Origin of the sequence: Clostridium sp. AM27-31LB (assembly GCF_003480745.1) — a bacterium.
Lineage (GTDB): Bacteria > Bacillota > Clostridia > Lachnospirales > Lachnospiraceae > Butyribacter > Butyribacter intestini.
This window is the reverse complement of the sequence record NZ_QUJS01000001.1, coordinates 326,841-346,692: the sequence shown is the minus strand read 5'-3', so window position 1 is coordinate 346,692 and position 19,852 is coordinate 326,841. Positions and strand designations below refer to the sequence as shown.

The following is a 19,852-nucleotide window of genomic DNA, read 5'->3' as shown; positions in this document are numbered from 1 at the left end:
AAATAAAATAGTATTTTTGTTGTAAATTGGTACATAATATGTTATTCTTTTATATGAAATAACTATAAACAAAAAACAAATTTTCGGAGGTAACACTATGAAGAAAAACTTTAAGCGGGCTGGTGCCATCGTACTTTCGACAGCACTTGCTTTGTCAACTGCAACGACTTCATTACCAAGTCTTTCCTTATTTAATAATGAATCTGTTGCAAAAGCTGCAAGCGTAACTCATGTAACGACTTCTCCTACGAGAGTTTCCGTGCATGACCCATCTATCACAAAATCAAGTGACGGTACATATTATGTATATGGTTCACACACTGCTGCAGCAAAATCAACTGACCTTGTAAACTGGACAAAGCTTTCAAACGATCTTAATGCAGGTGATTCAACCAGTGCAACAAACAACTTTGTTTTCGGAAATATGCCTGAAAACCTTAAAAAGCCATTTAAGTGGGCAGGTGACCATGATGAAGATGCTTCTTTTTATAATGTATGGGCTCCTGATGTTTTCTGGAATCCTGATTATATAAACACTGACGGTACAAAAGGTGCATATATGATCTACTTCTGCACAAGTTCAACAGCAGTGCGTTCAGTCATTGCTTTTGGTGTCTCACAGAGCATTGAAGGACCTTTCACTTGTGTCGATACTCTTATCTACTCAGGTTTCACAAAGAATAAACCGGCTTTCGAGGGTTCTAAAGATACAAGTTATACAAACACAAATATTCCGGACCTTATAAAGAGCGGTCAGATTGAAAAATATGATACAACCTGGTCATCAGGAGACTCTTATAACAATTCTTATGCTCCTAATGCAATCGATCCGGAAATCTACTATGATAAATCCGGAAAGATGTGGATGACTTACGGTTCATGGTCAGGCGGTATATTCACACTTGAGATTGACCCTGCTACTGGCAAGGCAAAATATCCCGGCAAGACATATACAAGAGATGACGGACTTCAGGTAGACCAGTATTTCGGTACAAGAATCGCCGGAGGTAAGGCAACTTCAGGTGAGGGTCCTTTCATACTCTACGATGAAAAAACGGATTACTTCTATTTATATATGTCATATGACTGGCTTGGTGTTGACGGCGGATATAACATGAGACTTTTCCGCTCAAAAAATCCTGACGGACCTTTCGTCGATGCAGCAGGCAATAACGCAAATATGTATGTATCAAACGGCAAAGACCACAATGATGTAGGTATAAAAGTTATGGGAACATACAAGTTCTCATGCCTTGATAAGTATTACAAAGCCGAGGGGCACAACTCAGCAATGATAGATGATGACGGTCAGATGTATCTTATCTACCACACAAGATTTTCTGACAGCGATGATTATCACGAAGTAAGAGTTCACCAGCAGTTCCAGAATGAAGAAGGCTGGCCTGTTACTGCTCCTTTTGAAAACAAAGGTGATAAGATTTCAAAGACAGGTTATGCCAAAGATGATATAGTCGGCGAATACGAATTTGTAAACCACGGTAAATCGGGTGTTGCAACTGCTAAGACCCAGTCGATAAAGTTAAATGCAGACGGTACCATTTCAGGTGATGTAACAGGTACATGGACAGCAAAAGACGGCACATATTATATGAACGCTGTTATAAACAAAGTAACTTACAGCGGTGTATTCTTCCTTCAGCATGATGAATCATCTGATTGCAAAAAAGTTATGACATTTACGGCAATCGGAACAAATAACCAGTCTGTCTGGGGTGTAAAAAAAGATGCTTATAAGTACACGGACAAAGAAATCCTTGAAAGAGCAGCAGGAAACCTTGATGCAGACCGTCCTGTAATATCAAAGACAACTTCTGACATCACACTTCCTACAGAAGGATTTAATAGCTCAACTATCACATGGTCTTCAAGCAACGCTGACATTATCGCAAATGACGGAAAAGTTACAAGACCTGAAAATGATACAGAAGTTACACTCACTGCCACTATAAAATCAGGAAATGAAACTGTTACAAAAACATACAAAACAACAGTTCTTGCTTCATCACTTATACCTGATTATAAATATGACTTTGAATCCGTAAGTGAAAAATCAGTAGCAAACAGCGGAAAAAATAGTGCTGCCGCAACACTTATCGGCAATGCAAAAGTAAGCAAAGATAACTGGTACGGTAATGTTCTTACTATAAAAAATACAAAGAGTAATGAAAACTATTTATCACTTCCTTCCGACCTATTTAAAAACATTGATGAATCAGGTTTTACTGTTGGAATGTGGGTAAAAGTTAATTCAGAAACTACAGATGCAACTGCATTATTTGAAGCAAAATCATCAAAGAACCGTAACTGCTATCCATACACGGCACTCCATTCAAGCGTTTACGCAGACTTTGCAAGCTTGGAAGGAACAGCAAAAGGAAGTTACCAGACATCATTTATCTCAGGCAGATGGAGTCATGTTGTTTATACAGTCTCTAAAGATGGTGTTAAAACATATATTGACGGTGATTTAAGTGCAAATCAGGAAGTTTCTCTTTCAGAAGCACTTTCAGATAACAAATTATCCGATATTGATGATGTCCGTATAGGAAGCGGTATTATGTCGTACCTTGAAGATGTACAGAATGCACAGTTTGACAATATTGAATTTTATTCAACTGCACTTTCTGATAAAAATGTAAAAGAAAAATATAAAGAAGAATCTGCTGCATATCCGACATTGAAGTTTAATGCATCAGCAACTACTCTCTATGCAGGCGGAAATACCGGTAAAACAGCTAAGCTTTCTGTTTCAGCATCACCAAGCATTACAAAAGAAGTTACATACACTTCTTCAAATCCGGGTGTTGCTGAAACATCAAATGGTATTCTCACAGCTAAAAAAGCCGGTACTACTACTGTTACTGCAACAATAACTTCAGGTGACAAGACAAAGACACTCACAAAAACATTTACAGTCAAGAAAGCTTATATCAAGTTCACAAGCAAAAAGGCTTCTCTTAAAGTAAAGAAAACAGCTAAATTCAAAGTAAAAGGCTATGGTGTTAAGTTATCAAATGTGAAATGGTCATCAAACAAACCTGCCGTACTTGCAGTTAATAATTCAGGTAAAGTTATTGCAAAGAAGAAAGGTAAAGCTGTTATAACAGCAAAGATGGGCAAATACAAGGTTACATATAAAGTAACAGTTAAGTAATCAGCTATCAAAGCTCAACCATTAAAAAATAGCAAAACCAGTGCTTTGCTATACAATAAAAATAAATATTGTCCGACCGGACAAACTGCCATATTAATATGATTTAATCCCACGGAATTTTAGAAACAGTAAAATTCCGTGGGATTTTTATTGCAGCAAAAAACAAATAAAACAGAACTGTTAAACAGTTCTGTTTTACATTTATATTATATTTAAATCTCATCCTCTGTCATAGGTGTATAGCTGATGGCTACATTAATATCCTGACCATAATTTCCAAATGACTTTCCAAACAATGTAAGACCACCCTTATGCGTGGCATTTTCATCCACACCGAGTTTAAATCTTATATTGCTTCTGTAATCAAAATTAAAATCATTTATCGTAACATCCGAAATCTTAAGACCATCTATAAATGTGCCTTTTCTGTTTATAACAAGAAGTTTTAAAAGTCCGTACTGATTCCAGTTTTCAGGCCACCATGTCGGTGTGAAAAGCCCTTTAACATCACCAAAATCTCCAGGTGATGTCCAGCATCCCAGCGGTTTATCATTAAGATAAAACTCTATGTCAGACGGCCAGTCACTGTTTACTCCCGGTGCTTCTGAACTAAGCTCCATTGTGATTGATATCTGTGTAATCTTCTGAAATCCAGGAATAAAATTTGGAATAACATACTCTACAAAACCATTTGTAAACCAGAGTATCTCAGCATTGTATCTGTCAGGATGCTCAAAGTACCTTGCATCATCAACCTCGCCGATAAGTGCCTTGCTTGATGCAAGACCACATGTAGGTGTAATATCATAGTTTGAATAATGACCTATCTTTACTTCCGTATTATAAACATTCTCATCCTCAACCTGTTTTTCAAGGTCAATTATTATCCTGTCCCAGTGAACTGAGCATATCTTCTGATTGCCATGCACTACCGACTCTGCCGATGTTGTAATAAGTCCACAGCTCTCAAGTTTTTTGATATGTCCCGTAAGTGCTCCATTTGTTATATTCAGCCTTGCTGCCAGATCTTTCATACTCATATTGCTGTTTTCGAGCAATATATTTAATATCTGTATTCTGACATCGGAGCCAAGTGCTTTGAATATTTCTATTCCGTCGTCCAATGATGTTATATGTAACAATTTTTCAACCTCTTTTCCCTTAGATATCTTTTATAAAATTAAATTAGAGGCAAAAAATATTTTACCACTAACTTACGCATCTCAAAATAACAAAACAACTCTTTTTATATGATTCTCTTACATTTTTATTTTATATACGCCTAAAATAGTCAATGTATTATATGACTATTTTTTAATGTTTTTAACAAAAAAATTCAATTTTTTACATAAATTATATAACATTTTTCATAAACATTATACATAATAAACTGAAATTAGTCAAACAAAAACTAAAATGTTTTAGATTTTCAGTAACAGTTCAGCACAAAAAAGATAATTGGCAATAAAGAAGCTTGCTTATTTTATTGTTTATTATCTTTTTTGGGTAGAATAGCCTTTCATTTATAAATGAAATAAACTTAAGCTGCATAGCAGCGGCTGACAGCTCGCTGGCAGGTTTATGAATTTATTAAATGCAAGGCTGAACTGTTACGATTTTTACATTTTCACAAAAAAGTACACTTATCAACATTTTTCGTCAAGGTGAAATAAATACACTAAATATAACATTTTACACTTGTCTTTCAATCTATTTTTAGATATAATTAAATTACTTTAATGTATATTAAAATATGTAGCATTTTTATGTTTTACACATCTTTTTAATATTAAGCACAATATTTACATATGCCGACTGAACCATAGCTGTCAGCATATGTCATTAACGATTTATGGAGCTTATATGCTCCGGAAACGAGGAATAGTATGAGAACAAAAAAATTAAACTTACTGCCATTAAAAGCACTTAATGTTGATGATTTTTTCTGGAACAAATACACCGGACTTGTCACTAAAGAAATCATCCCTTACCAGTGGAAAGCACTCAACGATGAAGTAGCTGACGCAGAGCCAAGCTACTGTATCGACAACTTTAAAGTTGCTGCAGGACTTAAAGAAGGTACATTTCACGGCTGGGTATTTCAGGATACCGACCTTGCCAAATGGCTTGAAGCCGTTGCCTACTCCCTCTCCTATGAACCTAATGAGGTACTTGAAAAACTTGCTGATGACGCAATAGACCTTGTAGGAAAAGCACAGCAGGAAAATGGTTATATCAATACCCACTTTTCTATCCTGCATCCGGGCAAGCAGTATTGTAACCTCAAAGAGGGACATGAACTTTACACCACAGGACATTTTATAGAAGCTGCGATAGCTTATTATGAGGTAACCGGAAAAGATAAATTTTTAAACATAATGAAGAAAAACGCAGACCTTATCTGCGAAGTATTCCACACTGAAAAATATAAAAATGCAGTTCCGGGGCACGAAGAAATAGAACTTGCACTTATGAAACTCGCCGATGTCACGGGGGATGATAAATACTCAGACATGGCAAAAGATTTTGTAGACAGACGCGGTACAGAACCTAATTATCTGTTTAATGAAAGCAAAAACGAGGATTTCATAGATGTATGGCACGACCCAAATCCTTACATTAACGAATATGGTCAGAACCATCTTCCTGTAAGAAAACAGAAAACGGCAGAAGGACACGCCGTAAGAGCCACATATCTCTACTGTGCAATGGCTGATATAGCACAGAAATATCAGGATGAGTCACTCTTTGAAGCCTGCGAAAACCTCTACAACAATATTATCAACAAGAGAATGTATATAACAGGCGGCATCGGAAGTTCAGGAGTAATGGAACGCTTTACTACGGATTATGACCTTCCAAACGATACAAACTATTCGGAAAGCTGTGCTTCAATAGGACTTGCTCTCTTCTGCCGCCGCATGGCTCAGATAACCGGAGACAGTAAATATATAGACACAATGGAACTTGCACTTATGAATACCGTACTTGCAGGTATCGCAATGGACGGAAAGAGTTTCTTCTATGTTAATCCGCTTGAAGTATGGCCTGATAACTGTATTCCGGCAACTGATAAAAACCATGTAAAACCTGTACGACAGAAATGGTTCGGCTGTGCGTGCTGCCCTCCTAATATCGCAAGAACATTGAGTTCTCTAGGCGAATATCTTTTCATGCAGAGTGATGACGGACTCTTTATAAATATGTTTGCAGGCGGTGAATATAAGACAACAGCACTCGGTGGCTTTAAAAAGCTTGATATACATACAAAATTCCCATTTGACGGAAAAATCTCCATATCAATATCAGATATTCCTGATGCAGTCGTAACAACCGAGAACTCCGAGGCCAACAAAAAACTCTATATCAGAATACCTTCATATGCACATAATTTCACAATAAAAATTAACGGCAGTGACATAACTGATTACCGCACTGAAAACGGTTATGCAGTCCTCTCAAAAGCTGACATAGCATCAGCATGGCGTGGAACTGATATAGAGATAAACTTTGAAATGCCGGCACACTTTGTATATGCAAATCCAAAAGTTCGTGCAGATGCAGGCAAGGCAGCCATCAAAAAAGGTCCTCTTGTTTACTGTGCAGAACAGGTAGACAACGGAGAAAACATTTCATCAATCATGGTAGATATAACAAAACCGATAAGCGAATATTGGGATGAGAATACACTTGGTGGAATAACAGTCATCAAAGCACACGGAAAGACCATCAAAAATCCTGAACAGTACGACGACGAAGCACTCTACTCAGATACACCTGCAGAGCTTGGCTATAAAGAGATAACATATGTTCCTTATGCAAACTGGGGCAACAGAGGTGCCGGAGAAATGTACACATGGCTCAGGAGATTTTGCTAAACCTTTGAATAATATATAAATGTTTGGGCGTAATATCAAAAAAATAATATAGCTTTATATCAATATACAAAAGCCGTTTTGGAGAATGATTTTTAATAATTCTCCAAAACGGCTTTGCTGTAATAATTATAATTTGGAATTTTATAAAAGTATCTGCTGCAACATATCATCAAAAATATTTTATATGCATCTTTTAAAAAATTTAAGAAATTATTTCCACAATCTTTTCTATATCACTTCCCGTTATTTCTGCTATCTGCTCTATAGTAAGATTAGCTTTATACATATTTTTGATAATTTCCTTTTCCTTTTCGTTCTGTTTCTTTTGAAAAGCAAGCACTTTGTTGCTAAGTTCAGTATTCTCTACTCTCAGTTCCTCATTCTCACCTTTGAGTTCATCCACCATATACTTTACAGTATTTTCATCCAATATTCTTAAAGCTTCTGAATACATATTAAACACCTCCTCCGGTTTTACAAGATATTCTGCCATCTCAATATATATTTCTTCGAGCCACGGATATTTTTCAATATTTCTATCTATCTTTTCTATATCATCCGTCACAAAAAGTGACAGCCACGCATTTACATTTTTTCTTGTATTATTTCCTATATCATTACTTAAATAATATTCGCTTTTCTTAAACTCGTCAAGTGCAATTATATAACATTCCTGATACATTTCCATATCAAGTCCGGTATCAAATTTCATCTTTCCCTTATGCAGATATGCACCTTTTAAATTCTCCGATTTACAGATTGTGATTGAATTTTCGTATATTACTATCGTTATTACTTTGTTGAGGTCTTTATATGTAAAATAATTACCTTTTTCTGATTTTTTCTTTTACATACCTCGATGTACAGATAAACAGGACTTATATATGTTTAGCAAGCGGCATTTCAAACTCGCCGGCACTTGCGCACCGTATTTAGGTGCGTTAGCTGCGTGTTTGTTATAGCGCAAGCGTGCCGCCTAAAAACATATATAAGTCCTGTTTGTCGTCACTCCCCCAAGAAAAAGTCCCCTACCAAAATTTATGCGGACATCTCCCCACTTTCGCCGCAGCCCTAAGCTCTACATAACATCCGCAAGCACCACAAGTCCCAGCATTAAGCAGATCACATTCTTTGCAGACAGCCAGCCTCTCCTCGTATTTTTTCTCTGATACACGGTCTGTTTCTTTTATACCTTTTTTATATTTTTCTATCATTTTTGCATCTTCTTCTGCCATTTCACGAAGAAAACATTTTTTACATATATGTGCCATAATAACCCTCATTATATAAGTCAAGTCATGCCCCACAGTTTACTGCGAGGCATGACCTGATTTCGTTTATTTTTAATTTATTTCTGTACTCTTATCTCTACTACCGAATTTGCCGGAAGCTTTGCTACGATATTTCCGTTTTTAACTTCATAATCAGCAAAGTCTTTTTCTACTACTTCCTCAGGTGCTTCAAATGTATTGTGAGCATGCATATCACTGTTTGTTACTATGCGTGACTCTGCCACTTTGTACTCACCGTTTGAAAGCTGTATCTCCACTTCCTCTGCCGCTTCTATTGAGAGGTTGTTGAGTGTGATAGTGATAACTCCGTCTTTATCTTTTGATACTGACTCTGTTACTTTTGGCACCTTCCACTCTTCAGGACCAATCTCGTCTATTCCTGTCACACTGCTCTCAAGAAGTTTTGCTCCCTGATGATGTCTATACATATGCATTACATGATATGTAGGTGTATTTATCATCTTGTCGCCCTCTGTAAGAAGCACTGACTGGAGTACATTTACCATCTGTGCAAGTGCTGCTATCTTTACCCTGTCACTGTGCTTATTAAATATATTAAGCGTAATTCCTGCGATAAGGGCATCCCTTACAGTATTCTGCTGATACAAAAATCCCGGATTTGTTCCAGGCTCACAAGTGTACCATGCCCCCCACTCATCAACACACATTCCTACTTTTTTCTCAGGGTCATACTTATCCATGATAGTTCCATGTCTTGTTATAAGCTCATCCATATGAAGTGCCTTGTTAAGCGTCTTATACCATACATCACCGTCAAAGTCCGTTGAACTTCCCTTTATCTCCCATCCTTCCGGATGCACATAATAATGAAGTGAGAGATAATCCATAAATCCATGTGCCCACTCTGCATGGCTGAAACAGGTCTTCATAACACCCTCAGTCCAGAAATAATCATCGACATTTGCACCACAGCAGACTTTCTTTACAGGTTTTTCAGGGTCATAGTTTCTAACATATGTCTGATAACGGCGGTACTCATTTGCATAAAACTCAGGAGTCATATTTCCGCCACAGCCCCAGTTTTCATTGCCGACACCAAAGAAATCAACATTCCACGGCTCCTCATGTCCATTCTCTTTTCTGAGATCTGCCATAGGTGATATACCGTTAAATGTCATATATTCAACCCATTCTGACATTTCCTGTACCGTTCCGCTTCCGAGATTTCCATTTACATAAGTCTTGCAGCCTAACTGACGGCAAAGTTCCATAAACTCATGTGTTCCGAAGCTGTTGTCCTCAACAACCCCGCCCCAGTGGGTATTTATCATTTTCTTTCTCGTCTCTTTTGGTCCGATACCATCTTTCCAATGATACTCATCCGCAAAGCATCCGCCGGGCCAGCGAAGCATTGGCACTTTAAGTTCCTTTAATGCCTCAACTACATCTGTACGCATACCGTTTACATTAGGTATGTCAGAATTTTCTCCTACATAAATTCCCTCATAGATACATCTTCCGAGGTGCTCTGAAAAATGACCGTAAATTTCAGGTTCGATCGTACTTAATTCTTTGTTTTCATTAATTACAAGTTTTGCCATATTGCTCCTCCATCAGTCTTTGTAAGAAAATACTGGTCTTCCATCCTCGTCCCAGCGAAGCTTCATAAGCATTGCGTGTCTGTTAGGATTGTAAAGAGGATCTCCCTCTATCTCAGCTTCTTTTCTTGCATGATATACCATAACATCGTTTCCGTCCTCATCTACTGTAAATGAGTTATGTCCCGGTCCGTATATCTCAAGTTCTTCATTGGTCTTGAGAACCGGGTATCTCTCTTTCTTCCATGATAATGGATCGAGTACATCTGAATTTTCATCAGCCGTAAGCATACCCATACAATAATTTATACCTGTGTCACTTGCTGAATATGTAAGGAAAATCTTTCCGTCATGCTTGATGACTGCCGGTCCCTCATTTACCCAGAAACCATGACGCTCCCAGTCATAATCAGGTGTTGTAAGAAGTACCTGAACCGTCTTAAGCTTATATCCCGACTCCATCTCAGCAATGTAAAGATTAGAAATCTGTGGACCTACGCTTACTTTTTCAGCCCATACATAATAATATTTTCCTTTGTTTTCAAAGATAGTAGCATCAAGTGAAAATGCTTCAAATGAGAATATATCATCATCTGCTCTTTGCATTTTTCCTCTCTCTATCCATTCATCATTTATAGGATCATCACCCTGACACTCAAGCACATATGGACGAATATTCCAAATATTTTCTGCTTCTCCTGCCGCAAAATAGATATACCACTTTCCGAAAAGATAATGAAGCTCCGGAGCCCATATATGTTTGCTCATAATTCCACTCTCATGCTTTTTCCATACTACAACTTCCTCCGCATCTTTAAGACCGTCAAGAGTTTTTGAGCGTCTGAGTGCGATACAGTCATAACTTGGAATAGATGCCGTAAAATAATACCAGCCATCCTTTTTGCATACAAATGGATCTGCTCTCTGCAATATCCACGGTTCATTGTACTTAAGTTCTTTGTTTTCTGCCATTTGTTTTCTCCTTTTCCTTTATTTTTATTTTTAATTTTACCTTTTACTAAAGTATTTTAATATCAATTAAATTATACCTTAAATTATACGATTTGACAACCGTTTTTGTTATTTTTTTAATAAATTTGTAACAGTTCAGCCATAAAAAATAATTGACAATACTTGAGCTTGCTCATTGTATTATTGATTATCTTTTTATGGTAGAACTGTTACATAAATTTATATCTTTTTAGATACAAATATTTTATTATTTTTATATAGAAAAGAGCACAAACAGCATTTTGCTCCTGGTGCCCCACTACTTTACGAACATTTTCCTATAACATAAAAAAGAGGAGAAACCTTTCGGAATCTCCTCTTTTTTATATTCGCTTTAAATTCAAAAAACTTAATTATTTATTAGCTTTTTCCATCTTCTCATACTTAGCGATGTCAGCATCTGAAAGAACATTATAACCGCTCTTTCCGAAGTATTTAAGCATTGCTTTTGCATGATACCAGTTAGCTTTTCTTGTTGCTTCGTCTATATAATCAGCAGCTTTCTTTTCTCCGCTGTCAACTTTGTTATGAATATCAATCTTGTTGAAGTACTCATTACAATAGTTCCAATATCCTGCGATACTTGTCCATCCGTATGGGATAGGCTGCATACAACTTGCAAAGTATTCTTTCCAAAGTTTAACATGCTCATCATCCATACCCTTGCAATACATCTTGATATAATCATTCCAGATGTCTGAATTTGTTGTGATAGGTGCAGGCATAACATCATATTTAAGTGCAAGACCCTTAGAGTTCTTCTGGCTCTCATCATTGTAAAGCTCAATTCTTGTCTTCCATCCATCCTGGCCAAAACTCATGAACTTAAGAAGCTCATATGCTTCACGAGGATACTTACAAGATGTTGTAACACCACCAAAGTCGATAGTTGCGATTGAATGATGGTCTTTTGAAGCATCTTCCTTACTTACTGCAGGAATTACATAAGGTACGATATCAAGGTTATATTTCTGGAATGCTTTTGTAGCCCATGTTCCCTGATATGTCCAGAATGCTTCTGTAAAGAGTGCTACATGGCTTGAAGCTCCACACCATGCATCGAAGTCACCCATCCAGCTTTCCATGTCAAGTGTCTGTGTCTGAGGTGCGATATATCCACCCTGTTTAAGTTCTGCAAACTGCTGCTCACCTTTAGCCCATGCTGTAAGGTCAAACTGTGTTCCGTCAAAACCGAACTCACCCTGAACTGTCTGCTTAGCAGCAATTCCATAGTATGAATCAAGTCTGTTGTAGTAACCACATCCATAATAAGCCATACCATCTGATGACTTCTTAACTGTAGTATCCTTGATAAGCTTAATCATGTCATCCCATGTCCAGTTTCTTGAAGGTGCTTTAACATTAAGTGTTGATAATACATTTCTGTCAACATACATAACACCAGGGAAGAATTTAACAGGTACTGCATATCTCTTTTCTGTTCCGTAACATCCAAGTCCGCAGTCATTAACTGTTGATGCAACTTCCTTTGTCTCAGGATCAGAATTCCAATATGATGAAATATCCATCACAAGTCTGTTATTAAGTGCAAAATCTGCATCTGAGAACATAATTACATCAGGTGCTTCCTTATTTGATACCATTGTAAGTAATGAATCATTGTACTTAGCAACATTCTGATATTTAACATTTACCTTAATATTTGGATAAATCTTCATGAAACGCTTTGCAAGATACTTAACTGTTTCATCCTGATCAAAGTGATAATATGTAAGCTCAATCTTATCACTTGTAATATCCTTTGCTTTCTTATACTTGATTCCATCAATAGTTGTTTCATCATATTTTCCGGAAACATCCTTTGCACTATTTTTTGAAACGGAACCGCCATTACTTCCACAAGCTGTCATACCTACTACCATAGATGCGGCGAGCAGAAGTGCCATAAGTTTTTTCCTCATAGTTTTCCTCCTTAATATTTAGATAACTTTTTAGTTCATTTTATGTTGTATATTATATCACACTTTTTTCACAAATGCTATAGTTTTTTGTGAAATATTTTAACTTTTTATGAAGTCATTTACAATTTATACATTTTTATTCACAAAAAACACAAAAAATCACCAATGCAAAACTTACCATTAATGATTTTTTGTTTTAAAGTAACAGTTCATCTATAAAAAGATAATTGACAAAACAGCCTTTCATTTCAAAAATGAAAGGCTGAACTGTTACTTTCTACTTAATCCGAGCAAATTCGTGTAACTACTCCTGTGCGAAGTTAGTACCTCTTGGGCTGCGTTCTTTGCAGCCTTAGAAATACTCTTCTCAAAGCTAAATCATGTTACTTCTTGCTTAATCCGAGCAAATTCATGTAACTACTCTGCTTTGCGAAGTTAAATCACGTTACTTCTTGCTTAATCTTAGCAAAAAAACTTTCATATATGGTTTTTTTGCAGAGTTAAATTGTTATACAATTTAACTCTTTATTCTCCTGTAATACCTGTTCTATCAATACTCTCTACGAAGTATCTCTGGAGAACGAAATACATTACAAGCAATGGGAGTATGCTGAGCATTGTACCCGCCATGTTTATCGACTCATTTATACTTGTTACGGCTGTTGTTGCAGTCTGTGCATAATCTGAGTAGTTTGCTGCGAAGTCACCGAGCTTGATAACAAGTGATGACCAGCCCGATTTTGTCGTAACACCTGATACATACATCTGTGTAAGGTATGACTCATTCCAGTACCATACAAATGAGAAAAGTGATACTGTAATGATAGCAGGTGATGCAGATGGAAGTGATATTTTAAAGAATGACTTAAGATATCCTGCTCCATCAATCTGTGCAGCTTCGATAAGTACCTTTGGCACCTGTCTGAAGAACTGCCAGAATATCAATATAAATATCGGTGCATTTATACCCATTCCGAGGAGTGCCGGAAGTACAAATGACCAGATTGTTCCAAGAATACCCATGTTAGAATAAAGTACATATGTAGGTATCATTGTAATCTGACTTGGAAGAATAAATGTAAAGAGGATGATTCCAAGTACAACTTTCTTTCCAGGGAACTCGAAACGGGCAAGTCCGTATCCGATTACAGAACACGAAAGAAGATTACAAAGTGTAGGTACACCGGCAATTATTATACTCTGTCCGAAAGACTTCCAGAAATCCATACTCTGAGCTGCCTGTTTATAATTGTCTAAATTTAACTTTGACGGTATCCAGTTGATTGAAGAATCAAGCAGGTCATCAAGTGTCATGAAACTCTGGCTCACCATATAAAGAATAGGATAAATATATATAAATCCGATACATATGAGGAGTGCATATATAACAAATACCTTTAAGAATCCTTCTTTCTCTTTGGAGCCTAAAAGGAATTTGCGTAACTTTTCTTTTGTAAATTTTGGCTGTGTTGATACAACTGCCGTACTAGGCTGCTGCTTTTGCGTTCTTCTTGGCATTTCTTGCGCTCCTCCTTTCTATCTTCTTAAGCTGACGCTGTTCTTTCTTGTGGGCTTTCTTTGCTCTCTTAACCTGTTTCTCATATACATCTTTCTTAGCTAAGAATACAAGTGAGAACAGACCTACAATAAGGAGAACTACCACTGAATACAACCACGCCATCGCTGATGCATATCCATAACCCTTTTCTTCCGTTCCTGAGAACATTGCTGTTTTTATCAGTCCTATAATCGAGTTCTGATCGTTGTTTGAAATAAATACTATGGTATATACAATATTTAAAAGTATCATTGGCTTGATATTTGGAAGTGTTATCTTCCAGAAACACTCCCATCCTGAACCACCATCGATTTTTGCAGCTTCATACATTGATCTGTCAATCTTCTGTAATGCTGAGAGGAATATAAGTATCTGCACACCTGAATACCAGAGTATTGTTACCATATTCTCAAAAAGTTCCGAGATAGGTGTTGCAAGTGCAGCAGGCAGAAATCCTTTTATTGCCTCTGTTATTGCCTGTGTATCGATAGATGTGATACTTCCTGCTCCCTGGGCATTTAACATCCCAAGGATAGGACCACTTACGATGATAACCGGAAGGAAAAAGATAAGTCTGAAGAATCCCTTACCTTTTATCTTTTGATTAAGCATCATAGATATAATAAGTGCGAACACGACTATAATAGGTACTGATATAACAGTTGATACCACATAGTCTATAAGATTTGTAACAAAATCCGACTCTGATAAGAGTATCTGTGTAAAGTTCCCGTAACCTACAAAGTTAAAATTCATACCAAGTGGTGTGATGCTGATATTATTTAATGCATACCTGAACGATGTGATCAATGGGTAAGCTAAGAATAAAATCGCACCGACTATCCATGGCGATATAAACAGTACACCGGTAATCGCATCTCTCTTAGCAAGTTTTCCGGGTTTAGCACTTTTCTTTAACTGCTTTAACTGCTCTTTCTCTTCTTTTGTCATTTTCTTTTTCTTCTTCATTTCTTCACTCATTCAGTCTCACCTGCCTTATACGAATATGACATAGCCCCGACCTTTACACCATCTACCGTTCTTGAAACGCTTGTATAGTTTACATAGATCTTTGTGCCATTGTCGTAAGTTACTACTGTAACTCCATTGTTAAGTTTCTCATGTTTCTTAATAACCGAACCCTTTGTAACCTCATTAAGTTTTCTTAAATCCTTATCATACTTAACGATAGTGTCCTTATATGTCTTGTACTCCGTACTGTAAAGATCTGACGAGTTCGTATATATAAGGTCTGATGAATTTTCATATGTCACATAGAATGACGGATAAACACCGGCTTCAACCATCTGTAAAAGGAATTCCTGTTTATTTGCTTCAAAGTTTACATAATTTGAATACATTGGAATAATTCCCTTAAGTACCATTGAAAGGAAAGGTATCTCCTCATCAACATACATATAATCTGATGAGCCAAGAGGCATATCAAGAAATGCATTTGTATCTTTCCAAAGGTAAGATACTGGCTGTTCAAGTACAAGATTTGTTTTCTTTGCTACATCGCCGATAAGCTTTATATTGTCATTTGCAGTGTCATTTCTTGTATAGAACTTCCCTTTAAGGCTATAAGAAAAGATTGTATTACTAAGTCCTGCTATTGCAAGATTCTTCACTCCGTCATCCGTATATGAAGAAACTAACTCACTAAGGTCTTCGTTGGCTTTTGATGGAGTAAGATAATAGAAAGTATCATATACTTCTTTCTTTTCTTCCTCTTTAAATGTTCTCTTGTTGACCTGCTTTATCATATCATATGTAAGCTTGTTTGTTGACGGGTTAAGTCTTAATGCATCATTGTAAAGATACAACTGATAATTGTCTTTTGCGGAATCTTTTATAAGTTTTGTAAGCTTACCTGTTCCGCCAATATGTCTGTCAGCTTTATACTTTGTGACGGGCACATTATAAAGACCGCCTTTCTGCCATCCCTTATACATTGATATAAGACTTGCAACTCCGTTTTTCTTTAACTCTCCAAATATGTCAGAGATGTTTTCTGTTGTTGTCATTGTGACAGCCCTTGTCCCTACAAGAAATTCTTCTCTGTCTGTTCCAAGGAAATCAACTCTTGTGTTGTATGAGTCGTCTTTCTTTGTGACAAGACCATTGTCGAGAAGATAATTGCGGTACTTTGCTGCCATTGCAGAATAGTTTGCGTCATCACCTGAAAGCATCATATATCTTACTGTCATATCCATGTGAGTGCGTTTTTCTTCTGCTTTTGTAACCGTACCTGAATTTGAATTGTTAAGAGGCTGAACATAAATATCTCTCAACTTAAATTTTGCAAAACAACGGTTATAATTTACCATAACTCCGTTTGGATGAGCCTCAATGCTCGCACGCTTGTCACCGCTTTCTACTACTGCGATATATCCAAGCTGCTGTTTTGTATGAGCCATGCCAAAGATTGGTGCGGTGACTTCATTTGCATCTTCTACCATATCAATCTTATCCCAGAGATAAGTCTTTACTTCAGAATCATCAAATCCGGCATCACTTCCGTAAATGTTCTGGGAAAATCCCGTTGTATATCTTCCCTCTTTATTGTCAAGATTGATAAGTGCTCCGTTTCCATCAGGAATAAGCATATATCCTTCTTCGTCATCAAGATATGTGTATCCCATGAGAGGGAAGAGACTTACTGTTGAAATATAGATACCATCTGCATCTTCTTTGATAGATTTATCCGGAACAGATACTACTACATCTTCACCGTCAAGTTTTACATTTACTGAAAGTCCAAACTGATATTCATCAAAATAAATATCTGCCGTAAATCCGTCTGACTCTTTGTTTACATTTATCGTATTCTGGTTATTTATAAGATCAACCTGATATGTATTCTTTGCGTCTTTGATGGCATTGATAACAATACCTGATTTCATATAACCGTTCCATACGCTGTTACTGTTTCCATCATCCTTCTCATCGCTAAGTGTAGACTCCATGATTTTTCCTGTCTTCTTATTCTGAAGCATTATTGAAAGACGAGGCTCATATAAAAACATTTTGTATGTGTCGTTCTCGGCTACAAGTTTGTAATCTTTAAGTGTTATCCATTTTGACTTGTCAACCTTACCTACGGCACCATCCTGAACAACTTCACCGTCACTTTTAATCTTGTTTGTATTCTCCTCTTCTTTCTTTTGTGAAGAGGCATCCGTTGAACTTGTCGCATCTGATGTGCTTGTTGCATCTGATGTGCTTGTTGCATCTGATGTGCTTGTTGCATCTGATGTGCTTGTTGCATCATTGTCAGAATCAACACCGGTCGCCTGTGACATAACCGGTACCGCTGCGACTAAAAGTGCCAATGCACTAACTATTGCTATGATTTTTTTCTTATTCTTAGCCAAATCGGTACACCACCTCTCCAAATACGGCACTGATAAACTCAAATACCTGAGCCCATAATACATAAATTATGAATATGAGGAGTGCCATAATCAAAATTGTAAATATTGTTATACAGATAACCTTGGCTGTTTCCTTTGCCGTGTAATTATTTACTTCTTTTATGCCAAGTATCACAAGTACAATTACCCATCCGTAAATTACATACTGAAGAAGTGTGATAAGGAACTGCTCATTAGTTGTAAGTATATGTGTCAATATGAAACTAAATGGTATATATACTACATATGGAAGAAGTGAATAGCAGAAGTATGTATAAATCTTCTTTATCGTACCTTCACCTTCATTTATAGTACATACAAGATAGTTACATAATGTAATGGCTGCCATTACAATGACAATCTTTCCAATATCTGAGAAAATCTCATATCTTCCTTCTCTTACTGTTTTCTGTAAGAAACCGCAGAGATATTTGTTGATTACATACTCTATCATAAATACAAGAAGTATAAATGACGGTGCAGACCATGATGCCCTACCCTCTCTTGCGATTCCGTATGAACCATCAATAGGATGTTTCATAAAATATTTTGAATAGCATACATTAGCGACAAATGTCTTTTGCTTGAAGTTTGCAATAGCTGCTTTAGGTTTTGCGAGAATACCCTTCTTTTTATCAAGAGATTTCACAATCTTAAATGCTGCCCACAATGCAACTATTATCACAAGTGCTGCTACAATATTATCTTTAAGCCACTCATTTCGTATTTCCCAGAAAGCATCTGAATATCCTTCATAATCTTTTGCAAGTCTTGCATATTTAAGTGCCATGTCGTAATTTTCTTCCTGGAAGTATGCACGACCCATAGCCTTGTTTGCATAATCAAACATACTGTTCATCTGAAGAACCTGCTGCAATGGTTTCTTACTTTCCGTATAATGACCTTTTGAATAAAGGTAAAGTGCCTTATGCAAAAGCTGTGTAAATTCTGATGGCTCATAAACCTGAATCTGTTTTTTATCAGAATCAAGTACATATATATTGTCTTTAGAATCTACCTGAATACTTGTAACCTGCGTTGAAAGACCAACTCTCTGCGTACCATCATCAGTACCACCGAATACATAGAGAAGTTCACCCTGTTTGTTGTACTCGTAGATGTAACCCTGTGATGATGCAACATAGATGTTATCATGGTTACCTGTTGTAACTGCCGCCGGTGATTCATCATAATCACTCACACCGCCTTTTATAAGGTTTGTACCTGCGATGTTAAGTCTTTTAAGAGACATATTCTCATCACCACGCGTTACCGTGTAGATAAGTCCTTTCGTATCTATCGAAAGGTTATCAGGTGTTGATGGCATATTACTTACCATCTTTGCTCTCTGCTCATCAGTAAGAATAGCGCGATAGATAATAGTCTGAAGACTCACTGATGCATAGTTTGTACCAAAGTATCCAAGGAATGTTCCGCCTTCTTCCGGCGAAATCTCGACGATACCGTTTGTATTTGACTGACATACGATATACATAACACCTGCATCATTTACAACTATCTTCTGCGGCAGGAAGTCAAGTCCCTCACCATAAAGCGGACTATCCGGCTTTGTGTACTTGTTTAAAACTTTTCCGTTCTGATCAAAAACAAAAACCGCTTTTCCATCTTTATCAGCCACATAAATTTTTTTGTCGGAAGTTACAAATACACCCATTGGTGTTTTTAACTTTCCTTTACCGATAATGTTTAATAACTTTCCGTCTGCTGTACCAACCAGGATACGCCCATGACCTGTGTCAGCAACATATATCGTGCCGTCAGAAGTTATGTACATATCACTTGGATTGCTCATAAATTCATTGCCGAATTTTATGAGTGTCTTTTGTGCAAGGTACGCTGTCTGTGTTTCCATCGTCCGTCCATAACCGTCATTTGTATATGTACGATATGGTGTGTTTGCAGAAACACTTACGGAATTTAATCCTGTTGACAGCGTTATTACGAATGCCAAGAGCAATACAGAAACAATCTTAAATAAATTTTTATTCTTTTTCATAATGTCTGTTCCTTCTCCTCCTCT

The 19,852-nt window shown here is 36.9% G+C and carries 12 protein-coding genes; 2 read left to right on the top strand and 10 right to left on the bottom strand.

Annotated features, from left to right (window positions below; genetic code table 11):
- Positions 1-97 precede the first annotated feature (97 nt).
- Complete coding sequence (locus DW721_RS01395; protein ID WP_055944052.1) at positions 98-3,175, top strand: glycoside hydrolase family 43 C-terminal domain-containing protein; 3,078 nt, start codon at positions 98-100, stop codon at positions 3,173-3,175.
- 212 nt (positions 3,176-3,387) lie between these two features.
- On the opposite strand, the gene DW721_RS01390 is transcribed toward DW721_RS01395, so the two are convergent.
- Positions 3,388-4,317, bottom strand: a complete 930-nt coding sequence (locus DW721_RS01390; RefSeq protein ID WP_118744557.1) for a winged helix-turn-helix transcriptional regulator — start codon at positions 4,315-4,317, stop codon at positions 3,388-3,390.
- A gap of 744 nt (positions 4,318-5,061) precedes the next feature.
- Here DW721_RS01390 and DW721_RS01385 point away from each other — a divergent pair.
- Positions 5,062-7,053, top strand: coding sequence for a beta-L-arabinofuranosidase domain-containing protein (locus tag DW721_RS01385; protein ID WP_055944060.1), 1,992 nt, complete (start codon positions 5,062-5,064; stop codon positions 7,051-7,053).
- Between the two features lie 202 nt (positions 7,054-7,255).
- Here DW721_RS01385 and DW721_RS01380 read toward each other — a convergent pair whose 3' ends face one another.
- The 9 genes from DW721_RS01380 to DW721_RS01340 form a co-directional block, all read right to left on the bottom strand.
- Positions 7,256-7,765 (bottom strand): hypothetical protein, encoded by a 510-nt coding sequence (locus DW721_RS01380; protein WP_118744556.1) that lies wholly within the window; start codon positions 7,763-7,765, stop codon positions 7,256-7,258.
- Between the two features lie 316 nt (positions 7,766-8,081).
- Complete coding sequence (locus DW721_RS01375) at positions 8,082-8,324, bottom strand: DUF6171 family protein (RefSeq protein WP_022014440.1); 243 nt, start codon at positions 8,322-8,324, stop codon at positions 8,082-8,084.
- A gap of 77 nt (positions 8,325-8,401) precedes the next feature.
- Complete coding sequence (locus DW721_RS01370) at positions 8,402-9,907, bottom strand: alpha-N-arabinofuranosidase (RefSeq protein WP_118744555.1); 1,506 nt, start codon at positions 9,905-9,907, stop codon at positions 8,402-8,404.
- A gap of 12 nt (positions 9,908-9,919) precedes the next feature.
- The gene (locus DW721_RS01365) at positions 9,920-10,876 is read right to left on the bottom strand and encodes a glycoside hydrolase family 43 protein (protein ID WP_022014442.1); all 957 of its coding nucleotides are present in this window, start codon (positions 10,874-10,876) and stop codon (positions 9,920-9,922) included.
- Between the two features lie 392 nt (positions 10,877-11,268).
- Positions 11,269-12,837 carry an ABC transporter substrate-binding protein gene (locus DW721_RS01360; RefSeq protein WP_118744554.1) on the bottom strand — a complete coding sequence of 523 codons (1,569 nt, stop codon included), beginning with the start codon at positions 12,835-12,837 and terminating at the stop codon, positions 11,269-11,271.
- Positions 12,838-13,362: 525 nt separating this feature from the next.
- A complete protein-coding gene (locus tag DW721_RS01355; RefSeq protein ID WP_118744553.1) occupies positions 13,363-14,355 on the bottom strand; it encodes a carbohydrate ABC transporter permease in 993 nt (330 codons plus the stop codon).
- Positions 14,324-15,376, bottom strand: coding sequence for a sugar ABC transporter permease (locus tag DW721_RS01350; protein WP_243035920.1), 1,053 nt, complete (start codon positions 15,374-15,376; stop codon positions 14,324-14,326). The genes DW721_RS01355 and DW721_RS01350 overlap by 32 nt, the downstream gene beginning before the upstream one ends.
- Complete coding sequence (locus DW721_RS01345; protein WP_118744552.1) at positions 15,373-17,772, bottom strand: DUF5696 domain-containing protein; 2,400 nt, start codon at positions 17,770-17,772, stop codon at positions 15,373-15,375. The genes DW721_RS01350 and DW721_RS01345 overlap by 4 nt, the downstream gene beginning before the upstream one ends.
- Positions 17,765-19,828 carry a YIP1 family protein gene (locus DW721_RS01340; protein ID WP_118500315.1) on the bottom strand — a complete coding sequence of 688 codons (2,064 nt, stop codon included), beginning with the start codon at positions 19,826-19,828 and terminating at the stop codon, positions 17,765-17,767. Before DW721_RS01340 ends, DW721_RS01345 begins: the two co-directional genes overlap by 8 nt.
- Positions 19,829-19,852 lie beyond the last annotated feature (24 nt).